Origin of the sequence: Stackebrandtia albiflava (genome assembly GCF_007994225.1) — a bacterium.
GTDB lineage: Bacteria > Actinomycetota > Actinomycetes > Mycobacteriales > Micromonosporaceae > Stackebrandtia > Stackebrandtia albiflava.
In genome coordinates, this window is record NZ_VLLL01000006.1 from 818,818 (window position 1) to 843,423 (window position 24,606).

The window sequence follows — 24,606 nt, forward strand, 5'->3', positions numbered from 1 at the left end:
GTGATGCCACAACCCACGATCACCGTCGCCGCCGACGTGTTCGACCTCGACGCCGACCCCGCCGCGATCGAGTCGGCGGCGGACGCGTGGCGGGCGGCCGGCCCGAAGGCGGCGACCGCCGCCGCCTCGCTTCGAAGTGCCGCGAACAACGCCTATGACGACCCGTGGACCGGTGCGGCCCGCGATTCACACGAGGGCTTCGTCGGCAGGGTCTGCGCCGGTCTCGCCGAGTTCCCCGGCAACTGCGACACCGTCGCCGCCGCGTTGACCGAGGCCGCCGCCGTACTGCGCGACGGACAACGCGCCCTCACGGCGTTGAAGCAGGAGATCACGGCGATCGCGCCGATGGTCGGGGGTGGCTTCCAACCCGCCGATGCCGCTGGTACGGCGCTCGTGAAGGACAAGATCGAGGAGGCCAGGAAGGTCCGGGAGGGCGTCGAGACCGCGTTGAGCGGGATGATAATTGGGAAGGGCGTCGACTGGGCGACCCTCTCCGCCAGCATCGGCACCTTCCAAGGTCCGAAGGGCACCGGCGAGGTCGGCCTCATCGGCCTGCCAGACGGTGGCGTCGTCGTCAACGTCAATGGTCCGGTGGCCCTCAGGCGCAACGAACACGGCGACACCGTCGTCGAGGTGCAGGGCGAGCTGATCGCCGTTCCCCAGGGCTCCTCCATCTTGCTCAACGGTGGAGGCGGCGCAGACCGGATCACCATCGCCGACGGCGTCGTGCCGGTGACCGTACTGGGCAACGACGGAGACGACGAGATCCACGGTGGCAGCGGTGAGGATGTCGTGTACGGCGGCGCGGGCGACGACGAGTTGTACGGCGGCAAGGGACGCGACCACGTCTACGGCGGTGACGGCCGCGACTACATCGACGGCCAGGACGGCCACGACGTCCTCTCCGGAGGCAAGGGCGACGACGTGGTCTACGGCCTCGACGGTAACGACCGGATCGACGGCGGGGACGGCCGGGACTACCTGGAGGGCGCGGCGGGCGACGACTCACTCGACGGCGGCGACGGGAAGGACGTCGTCTCCGGAGGACGCGGCGACGACCACGTCCGGGGCGGCGACGGCGACGACGTGCTCTACACCGGACACGGCCGTGACCGGGTCGACGGCGGCCACGGCCACGACACCGCGCACTACCAGAAGGGCCAGGACACCGTCTCCGCCGAGACCCGCAAGCACGTCACGTTCGCCGACCACTCGTTCGTCACGTTCGCGGACGGTACGTCCGAGGAGTTCGAGGACCGGATCGAAGCCGACCTGGACATGCTCGCCGGGTCCACGACCGGTTCCACCATGTTGAACGAGCTGAAGGGCCTCACTCCCGGTCATGAGATGCGCATCGGCGAGTTCGACCGGGACAACGGCACCGCACGCTGGTACAACGGCCAGGCGGGCGACGCCCCCGGTCCCCACATCGAGATCAATCCGGAGTACCAGGGCGGCCAGCAGGACCGCAAGCCGCCGGTCGCGGTGCTCTACCACGAGATGGCACACGGCTACGGCTACCTGAGCGGCGAGATGGACCGCGATCCGCACGTCGACCCCGAGGACCCCGATCTCAAGTTCGACGAGAAATCCGGGAAGTGGGTCCCCGTGCCGAATCACGAACGGCAGGCTGTCGGGCTGCCCATCGACCACGACTCCGACTCCACCACCACGTACGAGATCGACCCGCGGCATCGGTTCGCGCTCACCGAGAACGCCCTCCGGCAGGAGATGGGACTGGGGCCGCGCGAGCACTACGGCCGGGACAGGCCGCCCCGGTGAGCGCGTCATGACCGAACCGCATCGCACCGACGTCGAGGGAGTGCCGGTGACTTCGAGCCAGGTTTCGCGGGAGCACGTACGGCGGCTTGCCGACGAGGCCGACCGCGTCGCCGAGCAGGTGCGGGACGCCGACCGGCCCAGGACCGGCGAACCGTTGCCGCCGGGTTGGCTGTTTTCGGCGGCGCTCCCCGAGGTGGAGGCGGGCTGGCACCTGGCGACCGAACGCTGCGCCGAGACCTGGAACGAGTTCGCCGGACTGCTGGACACCGCCGCCGACGAACCCGCCACCGTGGACGCCGAGACCGCCGCCGTCATCGACTCACTGTTGAGGGGCCGTCCTTGAACCCGCCGTCCCGTCGCTGAGACGACGACACGATGGACTACGTAGGACTCCGGGACACCGACCCGGCGACACTGGAACCGGTCGTCGCGCACTGGCGGGGCACCGCCGCGCGGCTCCGGCACGCCGAGGACCGGGCCGCCGCCGTCGCCGAGGCGATGGCCTCGGGAGACTGGCACGGACCCGGTCACGACGCCGCCACCACCGCGCTTGGCCGTCACCTCGCCGTGCTCACGACCCGGCGCGCCGAGGCCGACGCGATGGCCGACACCGCCGACCTCCTGCGGCGGCGGCTACGGGATGCGGTCCGGGAACTGGACGCGGTACTGGCGGAGATCGGCGCAGCCGACGACCTCACCGTGGACGACTCCGGCACGGTCCGTCCCCGCGACACCGACGCGCTCGCCGGACTGCTGCCACCGGAACGGTTCGCGGCGTGGCGACGGGAGACCGAGACGGCCGCCGCCGCGTGGACCGGCCGGATCGCCGAGGTCGTGGCGCGCGCCGACGCGGCGGACCGGGAGGCCGTCGCGGCCCTGCGGTCGGTGACCGGCGTGCCGTGACCGGGCCGGCGGCCACCGTCACCCCGCCGGGGATGCGGGGGTTCCATACGATCGCCGTCATGCCGAACGTCGTCCTGTACTGTGCCGACCCGCTGCGGCCCCGCGCGGTGGACTCGCACTTCGCGGCCGAGGCCCGCCGGGCGCGGGAACTGGGTGGGACCGTGGCGCTCGTCGACCACGACGCCCTCACCCGGGGCGACGCGACCGCCGCCGTCGCAAGGGTTCCGAAGGACACCGGGCCGGTCTGGTACCGGGGCTGGATGGTGTCCGCGGAACGGTACGCCGCCCTGGACGCGGCGTTGCGGGAACGCGGCACCCGCCTGGCGACCACACCCGCGATGTACCGGACCGCGCACGAACTCCCCGGCTGGTACGAGGTACTCGCGTCGGTCACGCCCGAGAGTGCCTGGTTCGCAATGGAACCCGGCGCACGACCGTCCACGGCGGACGTCATGGCGGTGGCCGCGACGCTCCCGCCCGGGGCGGCGGTCGTCAAGGACCACGTGAAGTCCCGCAAACACGAGCCCGACGCCTTCCACATCGCCGACCTCGCCGCCGCCGGTGACGTGCACGCCGTGGTGACCCGTTTCGCCGAGCGGCAGGGGACCGACCTGGCCGGCGGGATCGTCCTGCGCGCGTGGGAACCGTTCCGGGGAGCCGAATCGCGGGTCTGGTGGGTAGACGGCGTCCCGGTCGCGACGGGACCGCACCCGGACGCGGACGGCGATCCGGAGCCCCCGGCACTCGACGCACTACGGGAACTCGTGCCGCGACTGGATTGCCGGTTCGTCACCACCGACGTCGTGCGGCACGCCGACGGCCGCACCAGGCTGGTCGAACTCGGTGACGGCCAGGTCAGCGACCATCCCCGCGACCGGGACCCGACACCCTTGCTCACCGCGCTCCTGGCCGCCTGAGACACCGCGCGGGGGCACGCCCGAGCGGTGACGCCCGTCGCGCGGGCCGTGGCCGGTCAGTAGATTGACCAGATGCCTTCCCCCGTCCATCTGGGTGTCGATTTCGGAACCTCGCACACCGTCGCGGTGCTCAGCCGGGACGACGGAAGCGCCACGCCGCTGTTGTTCGACGGTTCGCCGCTGCTGCCGTCGTCGGTGTACGCGCAGGCCGACGGCGAACTGTTCACCGGGCGCGACGCCCTGCACTCGGCCCGGATCGAGCCCGCAAGGTTCGAACCGCACCCGAAACGCCGGGTGGACGACGGAAGCGTGATGCTGGGCGACGTGGAGCTCCCGGTCCAGCGGATGTTCTCGGCCGTCCTGTCGCGGGTCAGGGACGAATGCGTCCGGGTCGCCGGTTCGCTGCCCCCCACCACCCTCACCCACCCCGCGGTGTGGGGGCCGGCGCGGCGACTCGTCCTGGAGGACGCCGCCACCGAGGCCGGGTTCGTCTCGTCCCGGCTGCTCCCCGAACCGGTGGCCGCCGCGACGTACTTCGTGCAGGGGGGCAGGAACGTCCCGGTCGGGTCCGGTGTGGTCGTGTACGACTTCGGGGGTGGCACCTTCGACGTGTCGGTGGTGGCGCGCACCGCTACGGGACTACAGGTCGTGGCGGTGGACGGTTCCCCGGACCTCGGCGGCGTCGACCTCGACCACGCGTTGTTCCACCACGTCGGCGCGCACTTCGCCGACAGCCCCGAGTGGGGCCGGCTCGCCGATCCCCGGTCGCCGGAGGACCGCAGGCATCATCGATTGTTCAGCGACGACGTCCGGCTCGCGAAGGAGCGCCTGTCGCGACACACCAGTGTGGACGTCATGGTGCCGATGGTGGACCGGCAGATCCACCTGACTCGGGACGAGCTGGAGTCGGTGACCCGTCCACTGCTCGACAAGGCCGTCAGGTTGACCGAGGCCGTCATCCGGGTCGCCGGGCTCCCCGCCGCGCACACCGCGGGCGTGTTCCTCGTCGGTGGCGCGAGCCGGATGCCGCTGGTGGCGACGCTCCTGCACCAGGCGACCGGTATCGCCCCCACCGTCATCGACCAACCCGAGATCGTGGTCGCGCAGGGCGCGACCCTCCCGAGTCCCGGCGACGCCAGGTTGTCGCCGCCACGGCAACGGGTCGCCGCGCCTCCGGTGGCCGCGCCGGTGCCCGCGGCGACGGGCATGCCGGGTTCCCCGCCGGTGTCGCCCGCCGCGGCACCGCGGGTGTCACCGTCCGCTTCACCGCCTGTCCGGGTACCGCCATCCGTGTCACCGCCGAGGTCTTCCACGAACGACCGTCCCCGTACCATGACGATCGCGCTGGCGATCATGGTGTTCCAGACCGCGGCGTGGGCGTTGATCGGTCTCTTCAGTTTGGTCTACGTCCTGCAGGACGTCGCGGAGGGCGACAGGTCCGACGACTTCTTCATGCCCGGGTTCCCGTTCTTCGTCACCGCGGGTGTCGCCACCGGTATCGCGGCCTGGCAGCTCGGGCGTTCGTCGTCACCACGGCGCCGGCTCGGGCTCACCGCCGAGTACGGCGTGGCGGCGATGTGTTATCTCGCGGTGTCGCTGGCGATCATGGAGGTACCGGACGGCGCCTACCCGCTGGGTACCGTCCTGATAGCCGTGGCCTCGCTGCCCGCGATGGTGGTGATTCCGCTCCTGCACCGGCCGGAGGTACGGGACCGGTGCCGTTCCGACGCGCCGCGACCGGGCTGGCTCATCGTCATCCAGGTCGTGATGTGGTCGCAGGTGATCCCGGTCGCGTTCGCCGCGTACGTGGGACTCATCGAGTTCGGCGGGTTGGACGCGGGTGAGACGGCGAGCCGGGGGAACGGCAGTCTCGCATACGGTTGGCCGATCTACGTGTTCGTCGTCGGTACCACCGTCGCCGGGGTGCTACAGCTCCGGCACCGTCAGCCGGTCAACCGCAGGCTCGCCCTCGCCGCGGAGTACGTCATGCCGGTGTACATCTTCGCCATTCTGATCATGGTCTTCGAGGTCGGAATGGGTGGAGAGGACCCCGCACTGTGGTCGGCGTCCGTGTGCGCCGCACCGCTGGCGTTCGTCATTCCGATGCTGCACATGCGTCGCGCCCGTGAGTGGTTCGATCACGCCCCCGACCACGAGTAGTCACTGTGGACCGGGGCGCGGCGGCGCGGGCGCTTCGTGGTGCGACCACCACCACGACGTGAATCCGGGGCACTCCACGGCATTGAGGGATATCGATTTCTTGGTTACGCTGTCGCACAACGGATCCCCGTGAACATGCCCGAACTGAAAGGCTTCCGCGATGCGTCGAATGAACAGAGTGGGCGAATGGCTGCTCGATCGCCTGCTGCCCGAAACCACCGCATCCGCGACCGCGACCGTGGCCGCGACCTGTTACTGGTGCTACAACAACCGGGCGTTCTACCGCTGCCCCGTCGTGAACGGCGCCTGTCTTCACAGCGTCAGCAGTTGTACCTACCTCGGCCCCAACTGCATGGTGTAACCGCCCCGAACCCGACCCGAGGGATCGGGCGACAGGCGAGTGACCACGATGATCGGCGCACGGGTTCCGGGGGCACTGCTCCGGAGTCGATCAACGGCGGCGAACCGCAGCGGCACCTACTACGAACGCGAGGGGAACCACTGGTACCGGTGCGCCTTCGTAAACGGTCGGTGCACCGCCACGTGCACGGCGATCGGATCGTGCCCGGTGTAGCGCCCTTCGACGTGTGCCGGCGGTGCCGGAACCGACGTCATCACACCGGTGCCGGCACCGGCGACGCCACGACCGAGCCCGTCCCCGCCGCCACCGGGACGTCACACCTCGCCCGAACCGGCGGCGCCCCGTATACGGCGGAACGTCGTTACGGACGCGCGTCACCGCGCGGGCCGAGCACGGTGAACCGCAGGTGGGTGGCGTTCCGCGTCGCGACGACTTGAGTACGTTCCAGCGGTATCGGCCCGCCGAGGTGTTCCAGAAGCCGAGTGCCGTCGCCGAGTATCACCGGTGCGAGGTGAATCTGGATCTCGTCCAACAGTCCGGCGGCGAGGCACTGCCGTGCCACACTCGCGCCGTGCACCGCGACCACCTTGCCGCCGGCGACGGCCTTCGCCCGGGCCACCGCCTCGTGGAGACCGCCCGTCACGAAGGTGAACACCGACGGCGCCCGGACCGTCGCCGGATCCGGAGCGGTGTGGGTCACCACGAAACACGGCACCGGTCCGACCGGTCCGCCGTCACCCCACCCGCCGTCACCCTCGGCCAGGTCATAGGAGCGGCGGCCCATCAGCACCGCGCCGGCGCCTCCGCCCATGCCCGCCAGCAGCGCCGCGTCCTCCGGGTCGGGGTGCTCCAGCCACCGGTGCAGAACCTCGCCGCCGTCTCCCAGTTGCGTCTCACGCGTCACGTTCGGCCCGGTCACGAACCCGTCCAACGACATCGAGATGCCCGAGATCACCTTGCTCATCGAGTCCTCCTCGAACCCCTGTATCCCATGCGCGGGGTGTGGCCTCGGCGGCCGCGCCCCACGCGTTCCTACCATGACGTCGTACGGCGAAAGCGCGGATCGACATCGGTGCCGAAGAACCTCGTGAGTGGATCCGGTGCCGTCTCCCCCGACACCGACGACTCCGGACCCGCCCCGGGAACCGCGCGTCCACGCGTGCCGACGCGCGATCACGACGCCCACTCGACCGGTTACCCGAGACCCGACGAGCCCCGGCCGGCCGGCAGCGTCTCTCCATGAGAGATTCACATCGGCGGCGACGGTTCCGGCTCGCCGCCACGTGGTCGACCGCAGGTCGCCGGTACCACCGTCCGGGCGGGATCGGCCGGTCCGCGCCGCGGCCGTCGTGTCCACGGCGGTGGGCGGACGACGCCTCGTCCGGATCGTTCGGTCGGGACAACGATTGTGGGACAACCGATCGGGCCGAATGCCGTAGCCTCGACGCATGACCGCCGGTATTCACCGCTTCGGACCTCTCACCGTCGCGGCCGTGGCCGCGATCTGGTGGGGCTTCGCCATCACCGTGCTGCAGCCGGCGAGCGAGCCGCCGAACCCACCCGCCCCCGACATGAGCGTCGGCAACAACGTCTACTGGGTCCGTGAGACCCGGTGGGCGATGATCGTGCTCGTCGTCCTGGCGTTCGTGTGGGCGCACCGGGGGAACCACCGGCGCACACTCACCGTCGCGCTTCCCGCCGGAATCGCCTGGATCGCCGCCGACATCCTCCTCGACCGCGCCGACGTCGCCGGGATGGCCGCCACCGCGATCACCACCGTGGTCGCGCTCGCGGTGGTCGCGGCGGGCGCCTTCTGGAGCGCCTCTGTTCCGGCGGCCAGACCACAACAGTCCGGGCTGCTGGCGGCGTTCTGTGTGGCGGCGGTGCTGATGCCCGCCGCGGCGGCCATCGAATCACCTACCGACGTCGAACCCGCGCTGCACTGGGCGGGTGCGATCGGTGGCCTGTTGTCCCTCGCCGTGGCGCTGGGCTGCGCCGTCGCGGCTAGCTCGACCCCGGTGAAGGTACCGGTGGTGGCGGGAATCGCCGTCACCGGTGTGTTGCTGGTGGCCGCCGCGCGGCTGGCGTCGCCGGACGGCCAGGCCAGGCCCTTCGTGACCGTGGCGACCATCGCACTGCTGCTGGTCGCCGGGTACCTCGTGGCGGTCCACGGACCCGGCCGCATCGGACAGGCGATGGTCCTACTGGTGTGCGTGCCGGTGGTGTCGCTGCCGCTGCTCATGGCGGGCATGCTCTTCACCGGCGTCGCGGCGAGTCTGACCGCGCTGGCCGGGAACGCGCCCATCAACGCGGCCGACTCCGACGTCATCGTCACGGCGCTCGCCGTCGTGGTCGGTCTCATCCTGGGCGTCGTCGCGGTGGGGCTGTCCCGGTTCGGCGACAACAACAGGCTCACCTGACCGGGAGAGGCCGGCGGCCGGCGCGGCCCGTCGAAGCCGCCGACCGGGGCCGCCTCGGCTTAGGGGCCACAAGGGATCAGCGCGGCCCGTCGAAGCCGCCGGCCGGGTGCTCTCATCGAGGATCACCGGTGCCGGGTGGATCCGGATCTCGTCCACAGCCCGGTGGTCGGGCATCGCCATGCGCCGTGCACCGTGACCACCTCGCCGTCGGCGTCGGCCTTCGCGCGTGCGCCCGCCTCATGGCGCCACCTTCACAGAAGACGAACGCCGATGGGGCGGGTGTCGTGACGGTCGTGGGCGGACGGATGTGAATGCGGGTGTGGCCTCCGCGTCCGCCGGGTGTCGGCGCCGGAGGGCCGGCTGTGGCCCGGGAATGTGGCCGGGGGCACCGGCCCGCCGGGGCCCAATTAGTTGTACTATCGTACAAGTAGTACGAGAGTACAACTAATGACGAGCCGAGGAGACCCCGTGGTCACGGAACGATTCACACGCGCCGGTTGGCGGGAATGGGCCGGTCTGGCATTGTTGGCCTTGCCGACCATGCTGCTCGGACTCGACCTCACCGCGCTCTATCTGGTCGTTCCGAGCCTCACCGCGGATCTGACGCCGACCGCGACGGAGACGCTGTGGATCATGGACGTCTACGGATTCCTCATCGCGGGATTCCTCATCACCATGGGAACGCTGGGCGATCGGATCGGCCGCCGACGCCTGCTGATGATCGGAGTGGCCGCCTTCGGCGTGGCCTCGATGTTCGCGGCGTTCGCCCCCGGCGCCCCGGCCCTGATCGTGGCGCGGGCACTGCTCGGCGTAGCCGGAGCCACCATGATGCCCTCCACGCTGTCATTGATCAGCACCATGTTCGCCGACGCTCGACAACGGGCACTCGCGATCGGAATCTGGGCCACGATGTTCGCCCTGGGTATGGCGGCGGGCCCGGTAGTGGGCGGGGCACTGGTGGCCGAGTTCTGGTGGGGTGCGGTCTTCCTCATCGCCATACCGATCGCCTTCCTCGTGCTCGCGGGGGCGCCGGCACTACTGCCCGAATCGCGGACCCGCGCGGGCCGACTCGACCTGTGGAGCGTCGTTCTGTCCCTCGTGGCGATGCTGACCGTCATATACGCGGTCAAGCACGCCGCCGCCGAAGGCGTCGACGCCCGATCGCTGGTCGCGGCCGTCGTCGGTGCCGGTTCGGCGATCGCCTTCGTCCGTCGGCAACTCCGCCTGCCGCAGCCGCTGTTGGACATGGGCCTCTTCACCAGCCGTGCGTTCTCCGCGGCGTTGACGGTCCTGCTGATCGGCCTCGTCGGCTTCGGCGGGATGATGTACCTGGTCACCCAGTATCTTCAGCTCGTCGCCGAACTCTCGCCCGGCACCGCCGGACTGTGGATGGGGCCGCCCGCACTCGCCATGCTCATCGGGGCCATCGGTGCCCCGCTGCTGGCCGGCCGCATCTCACCAGGCGTGATCATGTCGGTGACCCTGGCCGTGTCCGTCTCCGGATACGTCCTGCTCGCCTTCGCGGGCACCGACAGCACGTTCAGCGTGGTCGGCGGATTCGCGTTCGCCTATCTCGGGCTCGGGGTGATCGCCGCGCTCGGCACCGACATCGTCGTTGGCGCGGCACCGGCCGAGAAGTCCGGATCAGCCGCCGCACTGTCGGAGACCGTGCAGGAACTGGGCATCGCGGCGGGAGTGGCGCTCCTCGGCAGCCTCACCACGGCGATCTATCGCCACACGATCACCCCGCCGACCGGACTGCCCACCTCCGTGGCCGAAGGTTACGACGACAGCCTCTCCGGCGCGACGTCCGTCGCCGAACAACTCCCCGAGTGGGCCGTCGAATCGGCACGTGCCGCGTTCACCGACGGTCTCAACATCGCCGCGATCACCGCGGGCGTCGTGACGGCTGCGGCGTCACTGCTCTGCTTCACGACACTGCGGCACGTCCCTCCCCTCGGCGACGAAGACCCACGGCCGGCCGATAGCCTCGACTCACTCGGGCGGCGATGAACTGGTGACACGATGGCGGCGGAACAAGAGACGGTCGACGGACGTAGGCTCCGCGGCGAACGCCGTCGTGCCCAGATCATCGAGGCGACGCTCGCGATCGTCCGCCGCGACGGCGCCACCGGTGTCACCCACCGAACCGTCGCCAAAGAGGCCGGTATCACCACCAGCCTCACCCTCTACTACTTCGCCACCCTGGACGATCTGCTGGTCGCCGCACTCACCAGCGTCACCGACACCTACACCCACCGCATCCGCCGACTGATGGACACCGACGAAGACCCGCTCGACGGCCTGGCCCACCTCATCGCGGAATCCGCCGGCCCCGGCCGTGAACGTGCTCTGGCCGAGCGGGAACTGTCCACTCTCGCGGCGCGCCGACCCGCGCTACGTCCCATAGCGCGACGCTGGCGCGACAACGTCGCAGAACTCGCACGCACCCGAAGCGACGACGAGGACGCGATCGAGGCGTTGGTCGCACTGACCGACGGCCTGTGCACGGCGATCCTGCTCGACGACCACGAAGCCGATCCCGACCACATCCGGGCCCTGCTCGGCAAGACCCTCTTCGGGGACGCACCCTGAGCCGCCCGCCGCGGCGGCTGTGGAATCACCCGTCGACGTCGAACCCGCGCTGCACCGGGCGGGTGTGATCGGCGGCCTGCCGTTTCCCGCCGTGGCGCGCGTTCCGTGCCGTGTCACCGGTGGCCGCACCGCACACGGTCGGTCCGTGCGCGGTGCGGCCGGCGGTTCAGTCGCCGATCGCCTGGTGGATTCTGGCGGTCATGTCGGTGGTGGCCGGCGTCGGCGCGGGGTCGGCGGTGCGGAGGGCGGTGTCGACGATGTGCCGGAAGTCCGCAGCCAGGGCGGGATCGGTGGCGCGCAGCAGCCGGCCCGCCTCGCCGAGGGCGGCCAGCACCCGGTCGGCGATGGCGGCGACGGACTTACCGGTGAGGTCCCGGCCCTTGGGGTACCGCGCGAGGACGTGACCGATGGGGCCGGTGGCCGCCCCCAGGGCGATGGCACCCCGGGTGGCGGTCTTGTGGGGCGAGCCGCTCGCCGCCGCCGCGGCGGCCAGCAGGGTGACGGCGCCGTAGGCGGCGACGCGGATGGTGTTCTTCTCGGTGTCGGAGAACCGGGCGGTGATGGTGTCGTTGTTCGTCATGTCCACAACGATCGCCGCGCCGCCTTTCACCGCCCTGACCCGGCACTGACACCACCTCTGACACCGTGCCTTCCCCCCGGCGAAGGGGCCACGGCGATGCCGCCACCACCGGAACGGTCTGGGGTTCAAGGCTCGGGGAGTACCGATCGACGCCAGAGCGACCGCCTCGGTGACCTGGTTGCGACTCTCGGCGGTATCAGACGACCGCGGCTCGGCGTGGCGGCGACCTGGCCCAACCCGACCTGCTTGGTCCCCGCCAGGTCGCGCCTGGTCCCCGCCAGGTCGCGCTTGGTCCCCGCCAGACAGGCATGAACAGGCGCAAACAACGCGAAACGGTCGCGATTGGCTCACTGGGAGAGGACCAAGCGGCACCGGGCGGGGACCAAGGACTGCGGCGTCCGCGTCGCGCCGAAGCCCTACCTCAGTCGGCGGGATTCGTCTCCGAGGGAGTAGGCGGTGATGACCGGTCCCGTGTCATCGCCGTGATACGGAATCGGTGGTTCGGGGCGTTCCGAGTTCCGGCCCCTGATCACCGTGGGCGTCGTGACGATGTCGGGAAGCCATTCACGCCCCGGGTCCGTCGCCTCGACGGGATCGTCACACCGCACGGTGGCCGGTGGTACCGGGCGGCGAGGGAGCCGGCCGTTTCCGATCACCGCACGGTTGGGTCGATCATCACCCCCGTGCCGGATTCGAGGTGCCCGATCGAACCGGGGAGCCGGCGGTGGCGCGGGGGCCGCCGAGGGCGGCCGCGCGGTGATGACCCGACCGCTCGCCACGACGGTCGGCCGGATCCGGTAGCGGAGGCCGCTTCCGCGCGGTGATGCCGGGGGCGTCCCGGTTGATGACGGCACGGAGGCGAACCCGGGTGGGATCGCACGGTTGCCGATGGTGGGTGGCAACACCCCGGAGGCGGCGAATCCGGGGCGCGGAGCGATCACGGGGGCCTGACCGGTGCCGCGTGCGCCGATGACCGGCGACGTCACCGAACGATCCGGGACGAAGGTGGTCATCGAGGGTGTGACGGGCGGCCGCGGCGTGACCCGGGGTGTGAGACGCACCGTCCGGGTCGCGTCGGCGGGTCCGGTGTTGCCGGGCCTGCCGTCGTCCACAACGGTGTTACCGCCCGGTTCGGACTTCGGGCCGCTCCCGGTGGCGTTGTCGACGATGACCACGTCGCTCGTCCACGTGCCGCCCTGCAGGGTCGGGCCGATGTCCACCGACTTCGAACTCCGCCAGGTCCGTTCCTGAAGCAGCCGCTTGTCGCTGTCGGGTTTCCACCGGTGCCGTGCCGCCCCATCCGAACCCGCCGGCTCCACCGGCGGCAATGTGTCCACAGTGGCGCGATAGTCGGTCGCGGCTCCGCTGAACCGTTCGCGTGCGAGCCGGTCGTAGTGCAGGTCGACGGCGTCGGCGGTACCGGCACCGGATCCGAACCTGGAGACCAGTTCGGGGTCCGACGGATTCGTCGACAGGGCGAGCCTCGTCTCGTCCCGTTCGGTGACCAGCCGCTGGATCTCGGCGTTCACCACGTCGGCCCGCCCGGCCAGTTCGGTGAGGACCTCCGGTTGCGGTACGACCTGGTGATGCCCGGTGCCGCCGCGTCGCGACAACTCGTCCAGCCGGTCCACCGTCGCGGCCGCACTCAGGCCCGCGAACAGCCTCTCGATCTGCCGGCGCCCCTCCGGGTCCGTCCGTTCGGTGAGGGCCGTCCGCGCGGCCCGGACCGCCGTGACCGCCGCGTCGACCCGGGCCGCCACGGCGCGGATCGCCCGGGCCTGGGCGTGCAACTCGCCCGAGTCGGCCGCGTCGGCGGCGGTGAGCCGGGCGATGTCGTCAAGGGTCAGATGCCCGTAACCCGTCGAGTCGGCCACCGGATTCCACTCCCTCCACTGAGACGCCGGTCAGGTCCTCGACGATTCGGCCGAGTTCGGTCGCGGTGACGGTGTCGGCGGCGTCCAGCGAGTGCCTGACCTCGTCCACCAGCGTGCCGAGCTCCCGCACACTCGCCGCGAGTCCACTCGCGAGCGTCAGACTCTCCGATACCCGCAGGGCCAGGAGTTCACCGGTGTCGGCGGCCCCGTGATCTTCGCCGAGGGTTCCAAGGGCGACCCGCACCCCGTGGCGCCGCTTACCGGGGTGGCCGGCGTCGTCGCCGGAGCACACCCGGCTGGCGTGCGCGTACACCTCCTCGAGATCGCCCGCGATGAGCTCCATCCGGTCGGTGAAGTCACGCAGCGCGTCGCGGTCGAACCGGACCACGTCTGTCATCTCAGGTCCCTTCTGGTCGCCGAGGCGCCGGTCTGCGCGCCGAATCCGGTTCGAACGTTAGGATGCCCGCCTTCCGCCGACATCGTCCGAAAGGATGAGACGCGGCTGATGGTAGGCGTTTGGTAAGCAGGCGTCGCCTCCCTTCCGCGAGTGGTAAGCCGGTGGTAAGAGAGGCCCCGGACACTCGGGATTCCACCGGTGCACGCGCCCGGGGGACAGCCACACCGAGGAGTCCTGAGTGGATCGCCACGTCACCGCATCACCCGCCGGCGCGAGCCCGGCGGACCTCGACCTGTTGGAACGGTTGGCGAGGTTGAACGTGTCGGCCACGTCGAAGGAGGGGACGGTCACCGTGTCACTGACGGGACCGAGACTCGCCGTCCGGCTGCATCCCGAACAGGTGGTCCGGATGGCGCCGGCGCTGCTCGCCGACACGGTGGTCCGGGTCTTCACCGGTCTGTTGCGCGGAAGGTCCACCGCCGAGGAACGGGTCTGGAGCCGACACGAGACGGACGCCGGCCCACCCCCGCCCGCCACAAGCGAGACCGCGCGGCTGCGCGCCGCGGTCGCCGGCATCGACGTGACCGCCGGCAGTGACTCCGGGGAGGTCTCGGTGAGGTGGCGAGGCGACGGCGACATCCGCTTGACCATCGCGCGCCCCGTCACCCGGCCGTCACAGGTGCCGGAACTGGAGGCGGCGATCGCTCAGGCGCTACGACGTGCCAACCGTGAATACGCCGCCGCGACGCGGGCGGCGTTCCGGCACCACCGAAAGGAGACGACATGAGCTGGGATCCGATGGGGAAGGCCGCCGAAGTGCAGAAGGCGGCCATGGCCGCGCTCAAGGCAGAGAAGGCACGCGACCAGGTGCGGGGGCGGCAGGACGTCCACCCCGGTCCCCCGGCATACGACGACACCGACTTCCTGCTGATCGCCGCGCTACCGGCGGCGTTCGCGTGGCTCGAGCCGCGCGACCCCTCCGGACTGCTCGCCAAGGCGGCCGCGCTGGAATCGGCGTCGGACACGTTGAAGGGCGCGTCCACCGGCACCGAGGTGATGACTACCACCCTGTTGACCCAGTTCTCGTCGTCCACGGTGCACGCGTTCTGCGCATACGCCGGGAAGATGGGCCGAGTGTCGGTGCGGCAACACATGTTGGCCGGGGAACTGGCCAACGCGGCCCGCAACATCGAGGGCTACCTCCGCTCCGCCGCGCACGACGTCGACGACGCCGCCGACAAGGCCATCAAGGCGCTCCACCACATCGAGACACACGGCAGTGGCACCGGCGGCGACTCCCTGCGCCGGGCCCTGGCCGGTACCGTGCTGGGAGTCCTCGGTGCCGCCGTTCCGGCCAGTCGGGGTGTCTCGGTGCTCTTCGCCCTCATCGACGGAATCCAGGGGGTGATCGGCACGACGGCGCCGGAGACCGGCCCCGACCTCGGTGGCGACACCATCGGCGACGTCGTGGCGAACCTCGTCTCCACGCTGACCGCCCGCCGCCGTGAACTGTCCGACCTGGACGACGAGATCTCCGGCATCCTCGAGAAGGACGCCGCCACCGTCGCCGGACTGGGTGAGAAACTGTGCCCCAGCCGGCAACTGATGTCGGACGGCCGAGGCGACCTGCGGCCCGAACCCGGCGGCATACTGGCCGACCTCGGCAAGCTCTACTTCTACGCGACCGACATGTTGCCGACCCTGGCCAGTGAGTTCGCCGCCGCCAACCGGAGTGTGGCGGCCGCGCACGGTGGTGGTCCGGCGATGGGACCGGCCGCCGGCGTCTGGGACGCGCTGTGCCTGGAACTCCAGCAGGCGACCGGGAACACGGCCGACAACCTGCACGACGCCGCCGACGTGCTGGAGCGGGCGGCGCTCGATTTCGGTGACGCGGACGGCTTCACCCGGACACGGATCGAGGAGTCCGCCGACGACGCGCGCGGCATCGTGGCACCGGACGAGATCTACGATCCACGCGGCGACGAGGTACTTCCCGTGATCCCGGACGGCCCCAGCTGCCTCGGCGACTACACAGGCCCGCCCGACATCGTCCCGGACCTGCCGGGCGGCGACACGCGGCCCGACACCGGAGCCGACGGCCTCGCCCAGCTGCTCGTCCCACCGGTGGCGCGGTGACGACCCGTGACCGGCGGGCCGCCCCGCCGGTCACGTCGCATACGCACAGGGCTCGTCACGGAGTATCGACACGTAGTGGCGACGCAACCGCGGCGAGATGTCGAGCCCGTACCGCTCGTCGAGGACGGTCCGGCACCGGTGGAACGCGTCGACGGCCTCGGCGGTGCGGCCACACCGGTGAAGCGCGGTCATTCCGGCGGCCACCAGCCGCTCGCGGGTCGGGTGGACGCGAGTGAGATCGGCGAGCTTGGAAGCCAACAGTTCGTGCCGGCCCAGCGCCAGCTCCGCCTCCGCCAGCAACTCCCAACCGGTCAGCCTCAACTGCTCCAGTTCCGCACCCAACCGGGCGCGTAGACCCGGGTCGGCGGCATCCGCGAGTACCGGACCCCGCCATTGGCGCAACGCCTCACGCAGTACGACCGACCGTCTCCCGGGATCCTCCATACGATGCGCACGGTGCACCGCGTCGGCGAACCGGTGCGCGTCGACCCGGTCGGGCGCGACATCCAGCCGGTACGTGTCATACCGGTGCGGCAGCGCTCCCGGCGGCAGGCACGCGCGCAGCCTCGACACGTACACCTGCAGGGTGGCACGCGGCCGACCGGGCGAGCGGTCACCCCACAACAGATCGACGAGCCGTTCCACCTCCACCCATCTCCCCGCCTCCAGCAGCAACACCCCCAACAACAGGCGCTCCTGCCGACGCAGCCCGGTCACCGGTTCGCCCGCGACCCGCGCCGTCACCGGACCGAGTAGCCGGAAGCTCACATCGACGTCGTCCGAGGCGAGGTGAGTCGTCGTACGGTCTGCTCGCATCACATTGCTCCTCGTCGGTGGGCCGTCAACCGCCCGAGTGTCCCTCCGGGACGGGCGCGGGCGGCGCTTTCCGAACACCCCGAACACCCGCCGTCGGCTTGCGGCGGCCGGATACACTCGGCACGATTCCGGACGCCCGGGCACCGCTGCCCACTCGGTGCGCCACGGGGGTCCGTCGGGACAGTCGGGTCCGCACAGCCGGGAGGGATCGATGGCCGAGGCACCGCCACGCCCAGTCGGCGCCGTCCCCGACCCGGCACACATCCACGACATCGCCGGCCTGCTCGCCTGGCTACGCCGACTTCACGAGTCGAGACTCCCGGCGATCTCCTACCGGCGCCTTGCGGGCATGGTCAACAAGGCACGAGCCGGAAACGCGCCGGCCGTCGGAATGACCACCGTGTACGACCTGTTGTCCGCCAAGGGAACCCGCAGCCGGGTGGACGGGCGCCTCGTCGAAGACGTCGCGCGGGTGCTGGGCGCCGACGACATCGTGCTGCACCGACTGCGCCAGATCGTCGCGGCCATCGAGATCGCCGACCGTCCCGGCACACCCGTCGACGCGTCGGCCGCCATCCCGGCCGCCGATCCCCACTTCACCGGCCGCACCGAGGAACTCCAGCACATCGCCACCGGACTGGTCGCCTGCCACCGGGACGGGCGGCCACCGGTCGCGGTGATCGACGGCCCGCCCGGTATCGGGAAGAGCGCCCTGGCGATTCACACCGCGCACGGACTGCTGCGCCGCTCACATCCCGGTGTCCGGCGCTTCCACGTCGACCTCCACGGTTTCGATCCGGAGAGACCGGCCCCCGGCGTCGACTCGGTACTGGCTCGGCTGTCGACATTGGCGGGAATGCCCGCCGAGCAGGCCGACGATCGGAGCGTGCCGCTCGCCGAACGCGTCGACAGATACCGCAGGCGCATGGCCCGGGCGCCGTCCGTGTTGGTGATCGACAACGCCGAATCGATCGACTCGGTACGCCCGCTGTTGCCCGGTGTCCCCGGATGCACGGTCATCGTGACCACCCGCAGCCGCTGTGTCGACCCGTCGGTCGTCGCGGTGACGTTGCGGCCGCTGCCGGGCGCCGACGCACTGCGGCTGTTGCGCCACGCCGCCGGCGACCGTGTCGATTCCGATCCGGCCACCGCCCGGCACCTGGCCGAACGGCTGTGCTTCGGTCACCCGTACCACCTCAAGATGCTCATCGGCCTGCTGCGGGACCCCGCCAAACGGGAATGGACCCTCGGCGACCTCGGCAAACTCATCGAGAAGCAACCGGCCGACGACCCGTCACGACGACTGTTGTCCACCGTGCTCGAATCGCTGCCGGTGCGTGATCGTCGAGTGTTCTGCCTGCTGGGCCTGTTGGCCGGCCACGGGTTCACCGCCGCCGACACGGCGGTCCTGGCCGACGTGTCACCGTCCGAGGCGCGACACCGGCTGGCCCGGTTGCACGACCGGCACCTCCTGTCGCGACCGGAGCCCGGCGTGGACCGGTTCCGTATGCACGACATCACGGCGGCCTTCGCCCGCCGCACCCTCGACGACACCGTCCCGCACAGCGAACAGCAGACCGCGTTGCACCGGTTGTACAACACCGAGACCCGCCGCCACCGGCGTTGACCCCTTTCGCGACCAGGAGACCACCGTGGAGCAACTCGACGCGGTCGATCCCGAACGGATCGGCGACTACCGGATATTCGGCCGGCTGGGAAGCGGCGGCATGGGCACCGTCTACCTCGGTCTGGCGCCCGATCGCCGGCAGGTCGCCGTCAAGACGCTGCGTTCCCCGATCCCGGCGACACCCTCGGCCGACCGCCGGCGCTTCCACCGCGAAGCCGAGGCACTGTCCAGGATAGACAACCCGTACCTGGTGCGGATTCTGGACGCCGACACCACCGGCGACCCGCCGTGGATCGCCATGGAGTACCTCAAGGGCGACACCCTGTCACGGTACGTCGGGCAGCAGGGCCCCCTCACGGAACAGGCGCTGGGCACCCTCGCACTGTGCCTGTCGGAGGCGCTGACGACCCTCCACGAGCACGGCATCCTGCACCGCGACCTCAAACCCGACAACGTCATGCTCACCGACGACGGCGCGATCGTCATCGACCTCGGCATCACACTGCTCGACGAATCGACCAGGTACACCAGCGTCGGCGTCGTCGTGGGAGTGCCGGCCTACCTCCCGCCCGAAGTGTGGCGGGGCCACCCGGCCGGACCGGCCGGCGACGTGTTCGCGATGGGCGCCGTCCTGCATTGCGCCGCCACCGGCCGGAGCCTGCTGGGTGAGGGCACCCACGGCGAACTGGCCGCCCGCGGCGCCGGCGGAACCTACGACCTCTCCGGGCTGCCCCGCCCGTGGGCCGCGATCGTCACCGAGTGCGTAGCCACCGACCCGGCCCGCCGCCCCTCCGCCGCCGACATGTTCGACCGGTTCACCGAGCGGATGGGCGTGGCACCGCCGTCGCCGGGATGGTGGCGGCGACACCGTGACGCGCCGTCGTCACCCGTCGATCCGGCAGCCATCACCACCGTGCTGCCGCGGCCACCACGACGGCGCCGCACGATGATCACCGCCGTAGCCGCCGCCTGCGTCCTGTCGCTGATGGCGGCCGGGATCACGGCGTGGCGGCCGTGGCCGACGGACGCGGCGTCGTTCATCACGGGAGCCGGCCCCTCCCCGTCGCCCGACGACACCGCCGCGCCGACGGATTCCGGCGAGGTGCAACTGCACAACGTCGCCACCGGACTGTGCCTGTACGGCGACGCCCTCGGCGGGCACGACGACGGCGAGTACGGGGCCGTGCTGACCCGCCAGTGCGACCCCGACAGCGGCGACGCCTTCCTGTGGGAGCGCACGGACCTCGGTCAGTACCGCAACGTGGAGACCGGGCTCTGCCTCGCCGACAAGGTCGACATGGAACCGGCCGTCACGTTGCCCTGCGACAAGACCCACGAAAACCAGTTCTGGCGCGAATACCGGGATCCCGACCTCAAACTGAAGAACGACAAGACCGGGCTGTGCCTGCACAGCCGCAACATGGCCGGCGACGACGGCGCCGTGTACGGCGAGGTCAAGACCAAGGAATGCGTCACGGACGGCGAATACCAGAGCTGGGAACCACACGAGGTCGCCACCCGGACACCGTGACCGGCGCGGTACCGCCTATCGGCGGCGAGAGGTGTGAGCGCGAGTCTCGGTGAGAGACTCTCGGCGGTATCAGACGACCTCGGCAAGCCCCATGTTGTCGGAATGGTCTGCGATGCGCAGAAACACCCCGAACGGCTGGCGACCGACGATCTCGGCCCTGAGCCGCGCATCGATGGGCAAGGCGGGACGGTGTCCTCCCCAGACCGGCACCGATTCGGCGAGTCCCGCCACGAGTAGCCGTCCGCAAGAAGACCTCCAGCGACGACCGGCCACCCTACCCACCGGCCCTCACACCGACCGAGACAAGATCTGGGGGAGAAGCAGAGGAATGGTGATATGGCAACGGATGTGACCGATTCGCCGGAACCGAACGAGGCGCTGGCACCGTTGGTCGGTAGGGCCCCTTGGCGGGTTCGGCTCGGGCATGGCAGTTTCGTCACGTTCGACTTCGGAGCGAGGGTGACGTCGGAGGGACACGTTCGCGGAGAATGGCATCTGTGGACCTGCGTGTCGGCTTGGCGGCTCGACTCGACGGTCGGCATCGTGGCCGGGTCGGAGGACGGGCGGGAGGACATGGCGCAGGCGTTGGCGACTCTGGAAGGTACGGTGCTGGAGAGCGCAGAGGTCGTGAACAACGGCATGGACCTCAACCTGTACTTCCCGGGGGCCGTGTTCCGTGTGTTCCCGGTGACCGGCCGGGAGTATGAGCACTGGATGCTCTACGAGCCGTCCGGATGGGTACTGGTTGCCGGGCCGGGATCGAGCTGGCACCGTGAACGGGCTGATGGCGGAGGGTGAAACCCAGGAGGCGTCAGGAGGCCACAACGCCGCCCTCACCGCTTCGTCCCGAACTTCTACCGGCGGACAACACCAGTGGACGCGATCGCGCCGACAACCGGGAACCACCGAACCGGGAAGGCACGGTGCGCCTCTGGTACCGCCGCAGCCGGGGACATGACAGCCGAGCATCGTACGACTCCGGGCCGATCCATGCCAGGCCGTGGCCCTGACGAACGGTTGGCACGAGCCGGAGCCGACGGGAACATCAAAAGGGCCACCGACCTGTTTAGCAGGTCGACGGCCCTTTGCTCGGGTGGAGCTGAGGGGACTCGAACCCCTGACCCCCACACTGCCAGTGTGGTGCGCTACCAGCTGCGCCACAGCCCCGAGAGTGCTGACGTCGTTGACGACCGGATCAGTTTACATACGCCGCGGGGCCGTCGCCAACCGGGTTCTTTCCGAGTGCGGTGAATGCCGGAGGCGACCCGGCACCCGACGCCACGTACGGTGACCCGGTGCTGGATCTCGACCGCCCGGTGACCGACCGGCTGCTGCTGCGCACGGTGCCCGGGGCCGTGGACTACCTGGCGGAGGAACTGCGCGAACTGCCCACGGCCGGGATCGTCGGTCGCCGCCACGACGGGGTGGTGATCGAGTTCGCCGGTCCGTTGCGTGACCTGGCCGCCAACCGCTACTACACCACCTTGGCGGTGTTGACCGCCGATGACGCCGGCATCGCCCGGTCCCGGGAGTCGGGCGCGTTGGCGGCGGTACCGGAGCCGCCGAGGTTCCGGGTCGGGCGGCTGGGGGAGCGGCGTTGGCCGCTGCGTGACCGGCTCACCGCCTCGGGCTGGCGCAACGCGCCGGGCGACTGGGACGTCAACTTCGAGCCCGATCCGGAGGGCACGGCCGCCGAACTCGGCGGCATGTACTGGACGAGCCGGTTCGGGGAACTCGTGCGGGCACCCGCCTCCACCACGCCGGTCATCGCCACCGTCATGCTGCGGTTGGCCAAGGTGCAGGAGGGGCAACGGGTGCTCGACCCGTTCTGCGGCGCCGGGACGTTGCTCGTCGAGGCCGCCCGAGGCGGCGCCGGGCGGTTGCTCGGTGCCGATCACGACCGCCGCTGGGTGCGCTCCACCCGGGAGAACCTGGCCGGCGCGCACCCGCCGGTGACCCTGTGGCGGGGCGATGCCCGTGCCCTCCCGCTTCCGGACGACCACGTGGACCGGGTGGTCGCGAACCTGCCGTTCGGGAAGCGGGTCGGTTCCCATCGCGGCAACACGACCCTGTACCCGGCGGCGCTGGCCGAGATCGCGCGGGTCCTCACCCGGACCGGGCGCGCGGTGCTGTTGACCGAGGACAAGCGGCTGTTCACCGAGACTGTGCAGCGCACCAGGGGCGTCAGGATCGTCAAGCAGATCACCTTCACCACCGGCGGCGCGCACCCCAGCGCCTACGTCGTCACCACGCGAAGGGGCCGGTGAACCTGAAGCCCCGCTGAATAACCCCTTGACCACTCGGTCGCCACCCGGTGACACTTCGTATCAGGGCCGGCCCGCCCCCGGTCGGGGTGGGGCGTGACAGTGTCACGTCGCGCCGTCAATCCGGCCCCGGGCCGCGGTGCTCACCGGCCAGGCCGTGCTGGACCGCCCACAACGCCGCCTCGGTACGGGACGCGGTGCCGGTCTTGCGCAACAGGTTGGACACGTGGACCGTGACGGTCCGGACCGAGATGTCCAATGCCCGGGCCACCTGCCGATTGGTCATCCCGGCCGCGAGGCACGACAACACCTCCCGTTCCCGCCCGGTCAGATCGCCGATCGTCCTCAGTGTCTCGGAGAGCCGGGCCGCCTCCGGCTCCCCGGCGGCGGCCCGCACCGCCGACTCCGCGTCCTCCGGCCGCCCCAGCCGCAGCAGTGTCTGCGCCAACACGAGCTGGGTCGCCGCGCCGTCGGTCTCGGACGGCGGCGGTCCGGCCAGACACTCCTCGATGAGCCGCCGCGCCGCCGCGGCCTCTCCCGCCGCGAGCAGCCCCGCCGCCCCGTGCAACGCCGCGACCGCCGCCTCCTCGTGGCGACCGATGGCGTGGGCGTACCTCGCCCACACCGCCTCCGTCCCCGCCACCGTGGCGGCGTCGACCGGCGGCACCGTGAGCCGGACCGCGTCGGTGAGCCGGTCCAGCAACGCCGTCTGCGCGGCCGGGCTCGGCCCGGAGGCCGCCGGTCGCGTCGCGATGAAGAGCATGACCGGCAGCCCCTCGGTGGTCGTGAGACGTTCGACCAGCGCCACGCTCGCCGGATCCAACGCCGGGAAGTCCTCCACGACGACGACCCCCGGATCCCCGCCGACGAGATGGCGGACGACCTCCGTCGCGGCCCGCAGCAGACTCGTCGGCTCCATCCGGCGGGGCGGCGCGTCGCGGCTCTGCGTCAACCAGGCCAGGGTGTCGGCCGCGACCGGCAGCCCCGAGACGTCCCGCCGCCGCAACGCCGTCGCCAGCCAGTCGTACGGGGCCGGCCCGGGACGGCCCGCGTGACCGATCAGGACGACTCCGGGCGCGGGCGTGAGCCCCGCGACGGCCTCGGCGATCAACCGGCTCTTCCCCGCCCCCGGGGGGCCGGTCAGGACGACCGTCTGCGGCCGCGTGCCTGTCCGCGCCTGCCGCCATACCTCGCCGATCGTCTCCAGCTCCCGGGTGCGGCCCGTGAACGCCCTCGACGACACGTCCCACCCTTCCGTGCGCTACGCACAACTACGTATGGACACCGGCTTTCGGCACCTGGCATGCTTCCTAAGTATGGTTACCCTGCGAATCGCCGCGTCCAGCCACCCGGGACTGATCCGGGAGCACAACGAGGACGCCTACGTGGCGGGGAGGCGGTTGGTCGCGGTCGCGGACGGAGTCGGGGGAGAGGCCGCGGGTGAGGTGGCCTCGGCGTTGACGGCGTCCGCCCTGGAACCCCTCAACAAGGGGAGGCCGCCGCGTGAGCCGATGGAGGTGTTGCGGGCCGCGATCGAGGAGGCCAGCCGCGACATCAAACGGTCGATCGTCAACAATCCCGAGCAGCACGGCATGGCCACGACCGTGACGGCCTTGCTGTTCGCGAACGAGTCGGTGACGATCGCGCACGTGGGGGATTCGCGGGCCTACCTGCTGCGGGACGGTGAGATGAGCCAGCTCACCAGGGACGACACCTACGTGCAGGTGCTCATTGAGCAGGGCAGTCTCACCGAGAACGAGATAAGCAGTCACCCGTACCGGTCGATGGTGACGCGGGTGGTGTCGGGGCAACCGGTGGAGGCGAAGCTCAGCACCCGCCCGGTGCAGGTGGGCGACCGGTACCTGATCTGCAGTGACGGCCTCCCCGACGCCACCGATGCGGACGACATCGCGGCGGCGCTCCGCGACGGCGGTGAGCCGCAGGGGTGTGTGGACCGGCTGATGGAACTGGCGATGGCGGGCGGCGCACCCGACAACGTGACCGTGATCGTCGCCGACGTCGTCGATTCCGGACGGAGACGGGGCATTCGCGGATTGCTACGCCGAGGATAGTTGCGATCGGTGGGAACCGATCAGGCATGATGGTGCGTCTAGAGAGTGTCCGGCACCGATCGGTGGGCACCTGCTTGGATCCTCGGCACAGTAGGTGACGGCGAGTACCGGTACCGGGCGCTTGACAAGCCCTTTCCGCTGCTGGAACATCGACGACCCACTGCCCCGCCC

The 24,606-nt window shown here is 70.8% G+C and carries 22 protein-coding genes and 1 tRNA gene; 16 read left to right on the top strand and 7 right to left on the bottom strand.

The window, feature by feature from the left end; all coding sequences use genetic code 11:
- The first annotated feature begins 3 nt into the window (after positions 1-3).
- The 6 genes from LX16_RS14685 (at position 4) to LX16_RS14710 (ending at position 6,123) form a co-directional block, all read left to right on the top strand.
- The gene (locus tag LX16_RS14685; protein ID WP_147139172.1) at positions 4-1,782 is read left to right on the top strand and encodes a M91 family zinc metallopeptidase; all 1,779 of its coding nucleotides are present in this window, start codon (positions 4-6) and stop codon (positions 1,780-1,782) included.
- A 7-nt stretch (positions 1,783-1,789) separates the two neighbouring features.
- The gene (locus tag LX16_RS14690; RefSeq protein ID WP_147139173.1) at positions 1,790-2,125 is read left to right on the top strand and encodes a hypothetical protein; all 336 of its coding nucleotides are present in this window, start codon (positions 1,790-1,792) and stop codon (positions 2,123-2,125) included.
- Between the two features lie 32 nt (positions 2,126-2,157).
- A complete protein-coding gene (locus tag LX16_RS14695; RefSeq protein WP_147139175.1) occupies positions 2,158-2,685 on the top strand; it encodes a hypothetical protein in 528 nt (175 codons plus the stop codon).
- 59 nt (positions 2,686-2,744) lie between these two features.
- Positions 2,745-3,602, top strand: a complete 858-nt coding sequence (locus LX16_RS14700) for an ATP-grasp domain-containing protein (protein ID WP_147139177.1) — start codon at positions 2,745-2,747, stop codon at positions 3,600-3,602.
- A gap of 72 nt (positions 3,603-3,674) precedes the next feature.
- A complete protein-coding gene (locus LX16_RS27155) occupies positions 3,675-5,762 on the top strand; it encodes an Hsp70 family protein (RefSeq protein ID WP_211354519.1) in 2,088 nt (695 codons plus the stop codon).
- A 160-nt stretch (positions 5,763-5,922) separates the two neighbouring features.
- On the top strand, positions 5,923-6,123 hold the full coding sequence (locus tag LX16_RS14710; protein ID WP_147139178.1) for a hypothetical protein: 201 nt from the start codon (positions 5,923-5,925) through the stop codon (positions 6,121-6,123).
- A gap of 361 nt (positions 6,124-6,484) precedes the next feature.
- On the opposite strand, the gene LX16_RS14715 is transcribed toward LX16_RS14710, so the two are convergent.
- Positions 6,485-7,087, bottom strand: a complete 603-nt coding sequence (locus LX16_RS14715; RefSeq protein ID WP_147139180.1) for a dihydrofolate reductase family protein — start codon at positions 7,085-7,087, stop codon at positions 6,485-6,487.
- Positions 7,088-7,571: 484 nt separating this feature from the next.
- Here LX16_RS14715 and LX16_RS14720 point away from each other — a divergent pair, with 484 nt between their 5' ends.
- From LX16_RS14720 to LX16_RS14730, 3 genes are all read left to right on the top strand, one after another.
- The gene (locus tag LX16_RS14720; protein WP_147139182.1) at positions 7,572-8,543 is read left to right on the top strand and encodes a hypothetical protein; all 972 of its coding nucleotides are present in this window, start codon (positions 7,572-7,574) and stop codon (positions 8,541-8,543) included.
- A gap of 447 nt (positions 8,544-8,990) precedes the next feature.
- Positions 8,991-10,556: an MFS transporter gene (locus LX16_RS14725; protein ID WP_147139183.1), complete on the top strand. Its 1,566-nt coding sequence runs from the start codon at positions 8,991-8,993 to the stop codon at positions 10,554-10,556.
- 12 nt (positions 10,557-10,568) lie between these two features.
- The gene (locus LX16_RS14730; protein WP_147139185.1) at positions 10,569-11,138 is read left to right on the top strand and encodes a TetR/AcrR family transcriptional regulator; all 570 of its coding nucleotides are present in this window, start codon (positions 10,569-10,571) and stop codon (positions 11,136-11,138) included.
- 166 nt (positions 11,139-11,304) lie between these two features.
- Here the strand turns inward: LX16_RS14730 and LX16_RS14735 are convergent, their stop codons facing one another.
- The 3 genes from LX16_RS14735 to LX16_RS14745 all read right to left on the bottom strand — a co-directional run bounded on the left by LX16_RS14735 (position 11,305) and on the right by LX16_RS14745 (position 13,989).
- Positions 11,305-11,718: a hypothetical protein gene (locus LX16_RS14735; RefSeq protein ID WP_147139188.1), complete on the bottom strand. Its 414-nt coding sequence runs from the start codon at positions 11,716-11,718 to the stop codon at positions 11,305-11,307.
- Positions 11,719-12,134: 416 nt separating this feature from the next.
- Positions 12,135-13,592: a hypothetical protein gene (locus LX16_RS14740; protein WP_147139190.1), complete on the bottom strand. Its 1,458-nt coding sequence runs from the start codon at positions 13,590-13,592 to the stop codon at positions 12,135-12,137.
- Complete coding sequence (locus LX16_RS14745) at positions 13,555-13,989, bottom strand: hypothetical protein (RefSeq protein ID WP_147139192.1); 435 nt, start codon at positions 13,987-13,989, stop codon at positions 13,555-13,557. The genes LX16_RS14740 and LX16_RS14745 overlap by 38 nt, the downstream gene beginning before the upstream one ends.
- Positions 13,990-14,227: 238 nt before the next feature.
- Between LX16_RS14745 and LX16_RS14750 the strand changes: the two genes are divergently transcribed.
- Positions 14,228-14,776, top strand: a complete 549-nt coding sequence (locus LX16_RS14750; protein WP_147139194.1) for a YbaB/EbfC family nucleoid-associated protein — start codon at positions 14,228-14,230, stop codon at positions 14,774-14,776.
- Positions 14,773-16,125 carry a hypothetical protein gene (locus LX16_RS14755; RefSeq protein ID WP_147139196.1) on the top strand — a complete coding sequence of 451 codons (1,353 nt, stop codon included), beginning with the start codon at positions 14,773-14,775 and terminating at the stop codon, positions 16,123-16,125. Before LX16_RS14750 ends, LX16_RS14755 begins: the two co-directional genes overlap by 4 nt.
- 30 nt (positions 16,126-16,155) lie before the next feature.
- Here LX16_RS14755 and LX16_RS14760 read toward each other — a convergent pair whose 3' ends face one another.
- Positions 16,156-16,941, bottom strand: coding sequence for an AfsR/SARP family transcriptional regulator (locus LX16_RS14760; protein ID WP_158645604.1), 786 nt, complete (start codon positions 16,939-16,941; stop codon positions 16,156-16,158).
- 211 nt (positions 16,942-17,152) lie between these two features.
- On the opposite strand from LX16_RS14760, the gene LX16_RS14765 reads away from it, so the two are divergent.
- The 3 genes from LX16_RS14765 to LX16_RS14775 all read left to right on the top strand — a co-directional run bounded on the left by LX16_RS14765 (position 17,153) and on the right by LX16_RS14775 (position 20,897).
- Complete coding sequence (locus LX16_RS14765) at positions 17,153-18,568, top strand: AAA family ATPase (RefSeq protein ID WP_147139200.1); 1,416 nt, start codon at positions 17,153-17,155, stop codon at positions 18,566-18,568.
- 25 nt (positions 18,569-18,593) lie between these two features.
- Positions 18,594-20,099: a serine/threonine-protein kinase gene (locus LX16_RS14770; RefSeq protein ID WP_147139202.1), complete on the top strand. Its 1,506-nt coding sequence runs from the start codon at positions 18,594-18,596 to the stop codon at positions 20,097-20,099.
- A gap of 336 nt (positions 20,100-20,435) precedes the next feature.
- Positions 20,436-20,897, top strand: coding sequence for a hypothetical protein (locus LX16_RS14775; protein ID WP_147139204.1), 462 nt, complete (start codon positions 20,436-20,438; stop codon positions 20,895-20,897).
- 296 nt (positions 20,898-21,193) lie between these two features.
- On the opposite strand, the gene LX16_RS14780 is transcribed toward LX16_RS14775, so the two are convergent.
- Positions 21,194-21,266 (bottom strand) — tRNA-Ala (locus LX16_RS14780).
- 128 nt (positions 21,267-21,394) lie between these two features.
- On the opposite strand from LX16_RS14780, the gene LX16_RS14785 reads away from it, so the two are divergent.
- Entirely contained in the window at positions 21,395-22,366 is a 972-nt protein-coding gene (locus tag LX16_RS14785; protein WP_147139206.1) for a TRM11 family SAM-dependent methyltransferase, read from the top strand.
- A gap of 115 nt (positions 22,367-22,481) precedes the next feature.
- Here LX16_RS14785 and LX16_RS14790 read toward each other — a convergent pair whose 3' ends face one another.
- Positions 22,482-23,606 carry a LuxR C-terminal-related transcriptional regulator gene (locus LX16_RS14790; protein ID WP_147139208.1) on the bottom strand — a complete coding sequence of 375 codons (1,125 nt, stop codon included), beginning with the start codon at positions 23,604-23,606 and terminating at the stop codon, positions 22,482-22,484.
- A 73-nt stretch (positions 23,607-23,679) separates the two neighbouring features.
- On the opposite strand from LX16_RS14790, the gene LX16_RS14795 reads away from it, so the two are divergent.
- The gene (locus LX16_RS14795; RefSeq protein ID WP_158645605.1) at positions 23,680-24,435 is read left to right on the top strand and encodes a PP2C family protein-serine/threonine phosphatase; all 756 of its coding nucleotides are present in this window, start codon (positions 23,680-23,682) and stop codon (positions 24,433-24,435) included.
- Positions 24,436-24,606 lie beyond the last annotated feature (171 nt).

Bases quoted from the DNA above. Each gene is read 5' to 3' on its own strand.
- LX16_RS14695 (WP_147139175.1), top strand. From the start codon at position 2,158: ATGGACTACGTAGGACTCCGGGACACCGACCCGGCGACACTGGAACCG.
- LX16_RS14720 (WP_147139182.1), top strand. From the start codon at position 7,572: ATGACCGCCGGTATTCACCGCTTCGGACCTCTCACCGTCGCGGCCGTG.
- LX16_RS14700 (WP_147139177.1), top strand. From the start codon at position 2,745: ATGCCGAACGTCGTCCTGTACTGTGCCGACCCGCTGCGGCCCCGCGCG.
- LX16_RS27155 (WP_211354519.1), top strand. From the start codon at position 3,675: ATGCCTTCCCCCGTCCATCTGGGTGTCGATTTCGGAACCTCGCACACC.
- LX16_RS14765 (WP_147139200.1), top strand. From the start codon at position 17,153: ATGGCCGAGGCACCGCCACGCCCAGTCGGCGCCGTCCCCGACCCGGCA.
- LX16_RS14735 (WP_147139188.1), bottom strand. From the start codon at position 11,718: ATGACGAACAACGACACCATCACCGCCCGGTTCTCCGACACCGAGAAG.
- LX16_RS14760 (WP_158645604.1), bottom strand. From the start codon at position 16,941: ATGCGAGCAGACCGTACGACGACTCACCTCGCCTCGGACGACGTCGAT.
- LX16_RS14725 (WP_147139183.1), top strand. From the start codon at position 8,991: ATGACGAGCCGAGGAGACCCCGTGGTCACGGAACGATTCACACGCGCC.
- LX16_RS14715 (WP_147139180.1), bottom strand. From the start codon at position 7,087: ATGAGCAAGGTGATCTCGGGCATCTCGATGTCGTTGGACGGGTTCGTG.
- LX16_RS14775 (WP_147139204.1), top strand. From the start codon at position 20,436: ATGGCAACGGATGTGACCGATTCGCCGGAACCGAACGAGGCGCTGGCA.
- LX16_RS14730 (WP_147139185.1), top strand. From the start codon at position 10,569: ATGGCGGCGGAACAAGAGACGGTCGACGGACGTAGGCTCCGCGGCGAA.
- LX16_RS14685 (WP_147139172.1), top strand. From the start codon at position 4: ATGCCACAACCCACGATCACCGTCGCCGCCGACGTGTTCGACCTCGAC.
- LX16_RS14690 (WP_147139173.1), top strand. From the start codon at position 1,790: ATGACCGAACCGCATCGCACCGACGTCGAGGGAGTGCCGGTGACTTCG.
- LX16_RS14755 (WP_147139196.1), top strand. From the start codon at position 14,773: ATGAGCTGGGATCCGATGGGGAAGGCCGCCGAAGTGCAGAAGGCGGCC.
- LX16_RS14710 (WP_147139178.1), top strand. From the start codon at position 5,923: ATGCGTCGAATGAACAGAGTGGGCGAATGGCTGCTCGATCGCCTGCTG.
- LX16_RS14795 (WP_158645605.1), top strand. From the start codon at position 23,680: ATGGTTACCCTGCGAATCGCCGCGTCCAGCCACCCGGGACTGATCCGG.
- LX16_RS14745 (WP_147139192.1), bottom strand. From the start codon at position 13,989: ATGACAGACGTGGTCCGGTTCGACCGCGACGCGCTGCGTGACTTCACC.